This is a genomic window from Burkholderia sp. Se-20373, assembly GCF_017104705.1.
Lineage (GTDB): Bacteria > Pseudomonadota > Gammaproteobacteria > Burkholderiales > Burkholderiaceae > Burkholderia.
In genome coordinates this window covers 1-7299 of record NZ_JAAGPH010000235.1, presented here as the reverse complement: position 1 = coordinate 7299, position 7299 = coordinate 1, and the positions used below count along the sequence as shown (strand labels likewise).

At 65.1% G+C, this 7299-nt stretch carries 8 protein-coding genes and 1 pseudogene; 5 read left to right on the top strand and 4 right to left on the bottom strand.

Annotation, left to right across the window (positions count from 1 at the left end; translation table 11 throughout):
• Positions 1 to 94: IS3 family transposase (locus tag G3N96_RS36700; RefSeq protein ID WP_200037567.1), on the top strand; the 94-nt coding region annotated here is incomplete at its 5' end.
• 87 nt (positions 95 to 181) lie between these two features.
• Here the strand turns inward: G3N96_RS36700 and G3N96_RS36695 are convergent.
• A complete protein-coding gene (locus tag G3N96_RS36695) occupies positions 182 to 790 on the bottom strand; it encodes a CNP1-like family protein (RefSeq protein ID WP_124576459.1) in 609 nt (202 codons plus the stop codon).
• Positions 791 to 803: 13 nt separating this feature from the next.
• The gene (locus G3N96_RS36690; protein ID WP_069247070.1) at positions 804 to 1451 is read right to left on the bottom strand and encodes an RNA pyrophosphohydrolase; all 648 of its coding nucleotides are present in this window, start codon (positions 1449 to 1451) and stop codon (positions 804 to 806) included.
• Between the two features lie 218 nt (positions 1452 to 1669).
• Between G3N96_RS36690 and G3N96_RS36685 the strand changes: the two genes are divergently transcribed.
• Positions 1670 to 3406, top strand: a complete 1737-nt coding sequence (locus G3N96_RS36685) for a proline--tRNA ligase (protein WP_206140265.1) — start codon at positions 1670 to 1672, stop codon at positions 3404 to 3406.
• A gap of 21 nt (positions 3407 to 3427) precedes the next feature.
• Positions 3428 to 4030 (top strand): MarC family protein, encoded by a 603-nt coding sequence (locus G3N96_RS36680; protein WP_011350864.1) that lies wholly within the window; start codon positions 3428 to 3430, stop codon positions 4028 to 4030.
• Positions 4031 to 4123: 93 nt separating this feature from the next.
• Here the strand turns inward: G3N96_RS36680 and G3N96_RS36675 are convergent, their stop codons facing one another.
• Both G3N96_RS36675 and ffh read right to left on the bottom strand, forming a co-directional pair.
• On the bottom strand, positions 4124 to 4675 hold the full coding sequence (locus G3N96_RS36675) for a hypoxanthine-guanine phosphoribosyltransferase (protein WP_089424439.1): 552 nt from the start codon (positions 4673 to 4675) through the stop codon (positions 4124 to 4126).
• 94 nt (positions 4676 to 4769) lie between these two features.
• Positions 4770 to 6137 (bottom strand): signal recognition particle protein, encoded by a 1368-nt coding sequence (gene ffh / locus G3N96_RS36670; RefSeq protein ID WP_021159890.1) that lies wholly within the window; start codon positions 6135 to 6137, stop codon positions 4770 to 4772.
• A gap of 89 nt (positions 6138 to 6226) precedes the next feature.
• Between ffh and ccsA the strand changes: the two genes are divergently transcribed.
• Positions 6227 to 7120 carry a cytochrome c biogenesis protein CcsA gene (gene ccsA, locus G3N96_RS36665; RefSeq protein ID WP_085042265.1) on the top strand — a complete coding sequence of 298 codons (894 nt, stop codon included), beginning with the start codon at positions 6227 to 6229 and terminating at the stop codon, positions 7118 to 7120.
• Positions 7121 to 7133: 13 nt separating this feature from the next.
• Positions 7134 to 7299, top strand: a pseudogene (locus tag G3N96_RS39520) (deaminase); the annotation flags it as partial.

Below are 7299 nucleotides of genomic sequence, written 5' to 3'. Positions count from 1 at the left end.
GCGCTACATCCATTACTACAATCACGAACGAATCAAGCTCAAACTGAAAGGACTGAGTCCCGTGCAATACAGAACTCAGTCCTTGGGCGCCTAGCCTTTAACCGTCCAACTTCGTGGGGTCAGTTCAGATGCGGGCTTTTTTTCATGCGACGAACAGGGGCGCGGCGGGCGCCGCGCGCCGTCAGCGCAACTGGCTCATCGCGGTGCGGTGAAACCGGATGTTCTCCAGGATCTGCTGGGTCGAGCCCTGCGGCATCTTGTTCGCGCAGAAGTAGTCCTGATAGAGCGCCGAGTGGTAGGCATTCAGTTCGCCGTTCTCGATGCGCCGCCAGTCGTTCTCGACCGTGCGATCCCAGCCGTCGTGTTCCGAATTCAGGCCGGCGTACTGACGCCATTCGTAGGTGTCGCAACGGATGCCTTCGTAGTTCACGTTGCGCGCACCGGCCGGGCTCGTGATGACGACCGCGTAGCGCACGACGCCATCGGTGCCGACCGCCAGCGACTTCGCATCGACGAAGAACTTGAGCGGCGTGTTCTGCGATACGTTGAACGGCAGCAGGTCGCCCGTTTGCGGCAGCGGCGGCAGCGAGTCGACCGTGTTTTCCTTCCACGTGCCCTGGCGGTCCAGCAGATATACGAACTCGCTGTCATCCTTGTTGGTGGGCGTCTTCGAATTCGCGCAACCTGCCAGCGTGGCTGCCGCGGCAATCGATGCGAGCGCGAGAGCAATCGCTTTCAATATGCATTCCTCGTAAAAAAAGGGCGCGACACCAAGGTCGCGCCCGGTCATGCAGTTCGATTCGTCATTTGCCGACGATCACGTGGGGCGGCATCTCGTCGAGCGTGCCCGCTTCCACTTCGATCTCCGAACAGACTACCGATGTGTCGACAATCGTCAGCGTCTGCTGGGCCTGTACGCCAATGACGCGCGGATAGCGCGACAGACGCGGCCCACGCGGCTTCTCGGCTCGCTGCGCCGGGCGGCGCAGGAAGCGCGACAGTTCCGTCAGCGCCAACTGATAGACATCCCGCTTGAACTCGATCACCGCATCGAGCGGCACCCAGTACTCGTTCCAGCGCCACGCATCGAACTCCGGGTGGTCGGTCGCGCGCAAGCAAATGTCGCAATCGCGTCCAACCATCCGCAGCAGGAACCAGATCTGCTTCTGGCCGCGGTAATGACCGCGTACTTCGCGTTTAATGAACTTGTCAGGCACCTCATAACGCAACCAGTCGCGTGTGCGGCCGATTATCTTGACGTGTTCCGGATGCAGGCCCGTTTCCTCGTGCAGTTCCCGGTACATCGCCTGCATGGGGGTCTCGCCGTACTTGATCCCACCTTGAGGAAACTGCCAGGAATGCTCGCGGAGCCGCTTGCCCCAAAACACCTCGTTGCGCGCGTTCAAGAGGATGATGCCGACGTTCGGGCGAAAGCCTTCACGATCCAGCATACAACCACCTTCGAATCCTTTAAAATTGCTTTGATTATAAACAGATAACGGGCGCTGCGCACCGTGACGGAGCGAATCCGCGCGGGGCACACCGGCTGAATTGTCCCTGATTAGTCTGCTACGTCATCTGCGCCATCGCCGTTCGTCGCGCGCAGCTTTTTCACCTTGAAACTTTTTCGGGCGCCCCGCCTGGGGGCGCCGTTTTTGGAACCGTCCGCATGAAAGCTTCCCGTTTCTTTATCGGCACCCTGAAAGAAGCACCCGCCGACGCAGAGATCGTCAGCCACAAGCTGATGGTGCGCGCCGGCATGATCCGTCGCGTCGCCGGCGGCATCTATAACTACCTGCCGGTCGGCCTGCGTTCGATTCGCAAGGTCGAGGCGATCGTGCGCGAGGAAATGAACCGGGCGGGCGCCATCGAGTTGCTGATGCCGGCCGTGCAACCCGCCGAACTGTGGCAGGAATCGGGCCGCTGGGAGCAGTACGGTCCCGAGCTGCTGCGCTTCAAGGACCGCAAGGACAACGACTTCGTGATCGGGCCGACGCACGAGGAAGTCATCACCGACATCGCGCGCAACCAGATCAAGAGCTACCGGCAGATGCCGGTGAACTTCTACCAGATCCAGACGAAGTTCCGCGACGAGATCCGTCCGCGCTTCGGCGTGATGCGCGGCCGCGAATTCATCATGAAGGACGCATACTCGTTCGACAAGGATGCGGCCGGCCTGAACGAGTCGTATCGCAAGATGTACGACGCATACGTGCGCATCTTCACGCGCCTCGGCCTCGAGTTCCGTGCGGTCGCGGCCGACAGCGGCTCGATCGGCGGCAACTTCTCGCACGAATTCCACGTGATCGCCGACACCGGTGAAGACGCGATCGCGTACTGCCCGACGTCCGAATTCGCGGCGAACATCGAGGCGGCCGAAGCGTTGCCGCTGATCGCCGAACGCGCGGCGCCGGCCGAAGCGATGGAGAAAGTGGCGACGCCCGGCAAGGCGAAGTGCGAAGCCGTCGCCGAGCTGCTGGGCATCCCGCTCGAGCGCACGATCAAGTCGATCGTGCTCGCGACCGACAACGAAGGCGCCGAGCCGACCATCTGGCTCGTGATGCTGCGCGGCGATCACGACCTGAACGAGATCAAGGTGTCGAAGCTGCCGGGCCTGAAGAACCACCGCTTCGCGACCGAGCAGGAAATCGTCGAGTGGTTCGGCACGCCGCCGGGCTATCTCGGCCCGGTCGGCACGAAGAAACCCGTGAAGGTGATCGCGGACCGCACGGTCGCGAACATGAGCGACTTCGTCGTCGGCGCGAACGAGGTCGACTACCACATCGCTGGCGTGAACTGGGGCCGCGACCTGCCCGAGCCGGACGTCGCCGACGTGCGCAACGTGAAGAAGGGCGATCCGTCGCCGGACGGCAAGGGCGTGATCGACATCTGCCGCGGCATCGAGGTCGGCCACGTGTTCCAGCTCGGCACCAAGTATTCGGAAGCGATGGGTGCGACGTTCCTCGATGAGTCGGGCAAGCCGCAGCCGATGCTGATGGGCTGCTACGGCGTCGGCGTCACGCGCATTCTCGGCGCGGCGATCGAACAGAACTTCGACGACAAGGGCATCATCTGGCCCGAGTCGATTGCACCGTTCGAAGTCGTACTGTGCCCGATGGGCTATGACCGCAGCGACATGGTGCGCGAGACGGCCGACAAGCTGTACGCGGAACTCGTTGCTGCCGGCATCGACGTGATCCTCGACGATCGCGGCGAGCGCCCGGGCGTGATGTTCGCCGACTGGGAGCTGGTCGGCGTGCCGCATCGCCTCGTAATCGGCGAGCGCGGCCTGAAGGAAGGCAAGATCGAGTATCAGGGCCGCCGCGACGCCGAAGCGACGCTGCTGCCGGCCGACGCGGCTGCGGCGACGGTCGCGGAGAAGATCCGCGCCGCGCTCGCGCGCTAAGCGCACCGACCGGGGAACGCGGTGGAATACACCTTCCTGTCGGCCACCGTGCTCCTGGTGCTGATCACCGATCCGCTCGGCAACATCCCGCTGTTCATTTCGGCAATGCGGGATGTGCCGCGCGAGCGGCGCGTGAAGCTGATCCTGCGTGAAGTGGGGATCGCGTTCGTGATCCTGCTGTTCTTCATGCTGGTCGGTGATCGTTTCCTGCGGATGATGAGCCTTACCGACCTGTCGCTGCGGCTCGGCGGCGGGATCGTGCTGTTCCTGATCGCGCTGCGGATGATCTTCCCGCATCCGGATGGCGCGCTCGGCAACGATCCGCGTGCGGGCGGCGAGCCGTTCATCGTGCCGCTCGCGATTCCGGCGCTCGCCGGGCCGTCCGCGCTTGCGACGGTGATGCTGCTGACGTCGCAGGGGCCCGGCAAGATGCTCGAGTGGGTCGGCGCGCTGACGGTCACGATGATCGTCTGCGCGGTGACGCTGGTGCTGGCCGAGCGGATCCAGCAATGGATCGGCGAGCGGACCGTCGCGGCATTCGAGCGGCTGATGGGCCTCGTGCTCGTCGCGATTTCGGTCGAGATGATGCTGGGCGGCGTCCGCGCGTTCGTGCACCAGCTGTAGGGCGGGGCGGCGCGTACCCAAGACGCTTAAAAAAAGCGGCGCTCCGGGGAACCGGAGCGCCGCTTTCTACTTATATAGTGCGGAGCGGGGTGCTCAGACGTTCGTGGTCAGCGCACGGATCGTCGGCAGGTTGCGCCAGTAGCCCTTCGCATCCATCCCGCAGCCGAACACGTAGCGGTCCGGCACCGCGAAGCCGCAGAAGTCGGGGTGCAGCGGCTTGGCCTTCGCGAGCGTCTTCTCGCACAGCACGGCCGACATGAAGCGCTTGGCGCCCATGTCGAGGATGCGGTCGCGGATCGCGGCCATCGTCTCGCCTTCGTCGAGGATGTCGTCGAGCACGAGCACGATCCGGTCCTTCACCGATTCGCGCGGCGCGACGCGCCAGTGCATCTCCGGGCTGCCCTGCGTCGTGTTGCGGTAGCGGGTCAGGTGGATGTAGTCGAATTCCAGCGGGAAATCGAGATGCGGCAGCAGCATCCCGGTAAACACCGCGGCGCCGCCCATCACCGAGAGAACGAGCGGGAACGCGTCGCCGATCTCGGCGCGGATCGCGTCGGCCATCTTGGAGATCGACGCGTTGACGGCGTCCGCCGAGACGATCTCTTCGGAGTGGTTGAAAATGTGGAGGGCTTCTTCGCGGTTCATGTGTTCTGGCGGGCAGTCGGTATACAAATAAGAATGAAGCAGAACGGCCGCCGCGCGCTACAGCAAAAACCCGCGCGCCGGCCGATGGGCGGAATCAGCGCATGCCGGGCATCATGCCCTTCAGGCCGCGCATCATCTTCTGCATGTTGCCGCCCTTCAGCTTCTTCATCATCGTACGCATCTGGTCGTACTGGTTCAGCATCCGGTTGACTTCCTGCACCGGCACGCCCGCGCCGGCTGCAATGCGGCGCTTGCGCGTCGCCTTGATGATCTCGGGTTTCGCGCGCTCGGCCGGCGTCATCGAGCTGATGATGCCTTCCATCCGGCGGATCGACTTCTCGGCCTGGCCCATGTCGGCGCCTGCCGCCGCCTGCTGAAACTGCGCGGGCAGCTTGTCCATCAGCGACGACAGGCCGCCCATGTTCTTCATCTGCGAGATCTGCGCGCGGAAATCGTTCAGGTCGAAGTCGCCGCCTTTCTTGACCTTGTCGGCAAGCTTCTGCGCGGCCTGCACGTCGACGCCGCGCTGTGCCTCCTCGACGAGCGCGAGGATGTCGCCCATGCCGAGGATCCGGTTCGCCATCCGGTCGGGGTGGAACACCTCGAGGCCGTCGAGCTTTTCGGCGACACCGACGAACTTGATCGGCTTGCCCGTGACGTGACGCACCGACAGCGCGGCGCCGCCGCGCGAGTCGCCGTCGAGCTTGGTCAGCACGACGCCGGTGAGCGGCAGCGTGTCGTTGAACGCCTTCGCCGTGTTGACCGCGTCCTGGCCGAGCATCGCGTCGACGACGAACAGCGTTTCGGCCGGCTTCAGCGTGCCGTGCAGCGCGGCGATTTCCTGCATCATCGCCTCGTCGATGCCGAGGCGGCCGGCCGTATCGACGATCAGCACGTCATGGTAGTGGCGCTTCGCCCAGTCGACGGCCGCAACCGCGATGTCGACGGGCTTCTGGTCCGGCGTGGACGGGAAGAAGTCGGCGCCGACCTGTTCGCTCACCGTTTTCAGCTGCATGATTGCGGCCGGGCGATACACGTCGCACGACACGGTCAGCACCTTCTTCTTGTACTTCTCGCGCAGCAGCTTCGCGAGCTTGCCGGCGGTCGTGGTCTTGCCCGCGCCCTGCAGGCCGGCCATCAGGATCACGGCGGGCGGCGTGACCGCGAGGTTCAGCTCGGCGGCCTTGCCTTCGTAGTCGCCGCCGATCACGGCGGTCAGTTCCTTCTGGACCACGCCGACCAGCGCCTGACCCGGCGACAGGCTGCTGATCACTTCTTCGCCGAGCGCCTTTTCCTTGACCTTGGCGATGAATTCGCGGACGACCGGCAGCGAAACGTCGGCCTCCAGCAGGGCGAGACGCACCTCGCGGAGCATCTCCTGGGTGTTCGCCTCGGTAAGCCGGGCCTCGCCGCGCAGCGTCTTGACGACGCGCGCCATCCGTTGAGTGAGATTGTCGAGCATGGGGAGCGATGGACAGTGGGGCCCGAAGGCGCGGCGGAACCGAACAAAGGGAGCCGTCGCGGGAAGGGGGCCTAGTGTAAACTTCGAACATGGATATTGTACTGTATGCCCTCACCGCATTCCTGTACGGCGGCCTCGCCGTCGCAGGCTGGCGCACGCACCGCCAGGGTGCGACGCCGCTCGTCGCGAGCGTGCCGGCCGTGCCGGTTCCCGCGTCCGCCGCGTCCGGGATGAGCGGGGCCGGTCGCGCGCTGCTGTTCGCCGCGCTGGTCGCGCACGGCGTGCTGCTCCACATGACGATCTTTCCGAACGACGCGATGGTGTTCGGCTTCGCGTTCGCGCTGTCCGCGATGTTCTGGCTCGGCGCCGGCATCTACTGGATCGAGAGCTTCTTCTTTCCGCTCGACAGCCTGCGCCTGCTGGTGCTGCCGCTCGCGTGCGGCGCGTCGCTGCTGCCGCTCGTGTTCGGCGGCGTGCGGGTGCTTCCTTATGCCGCAGCACCGCTGTTCAAGCTGCACTTCCTGATCGCGAACATCGCCTACGGCCTGTTCGCGATCGCGGCGCTGCACGCGATCCTGATGCTGATGGTCGAGCGGCGCCTGCAGTCGCTGAGGAGCGGCGGGCGCGACGGCTCGACGGGCTGGATCGCGAGCTGGCTCGAGACGCTGCCGCCGCTGCTGACGCTCGAGAAGCTGCTGTTCCGCCTGATCGGGGCCGGCTTCGTGCTGCTCACGCTGACGCTCGCGTCGGGCATCCTGTTCAGCGAGCAGGTCGACGCGCGCGCGCTGCGCCTCGACCACAAGACGGTATTCGCGATCCTGTCGTGGCTGATGTTCGGCGGCCTGCTGGTCGCCCGCAAGACGTCGGGCTGGCGTGGCCGGGGCGCCGCGCGCTGGGTGCTCGTGTCGTTCGCCGCGCTGCTGCTCGCGTATGTCGGCAGCCGGTTCGTTTTCGAGGTGCTGCTGCACCGTTCCGTGGTTTGAACGCAGGTTTCCGATGCGACAGATTCTTCTCCTGATTCTTCTCTTCTTCGCGGGCTCGTGGATCGCGCGCAAGCTGCGCCAGGCCCAGGAGCACGCGCAGGCGCGCACCGGCCGCGGCGCCGGTTACGACGGCATGCCCGGCGCCGGCGGCGCGGGTTCGGGGCGCCCGAACGGCGACG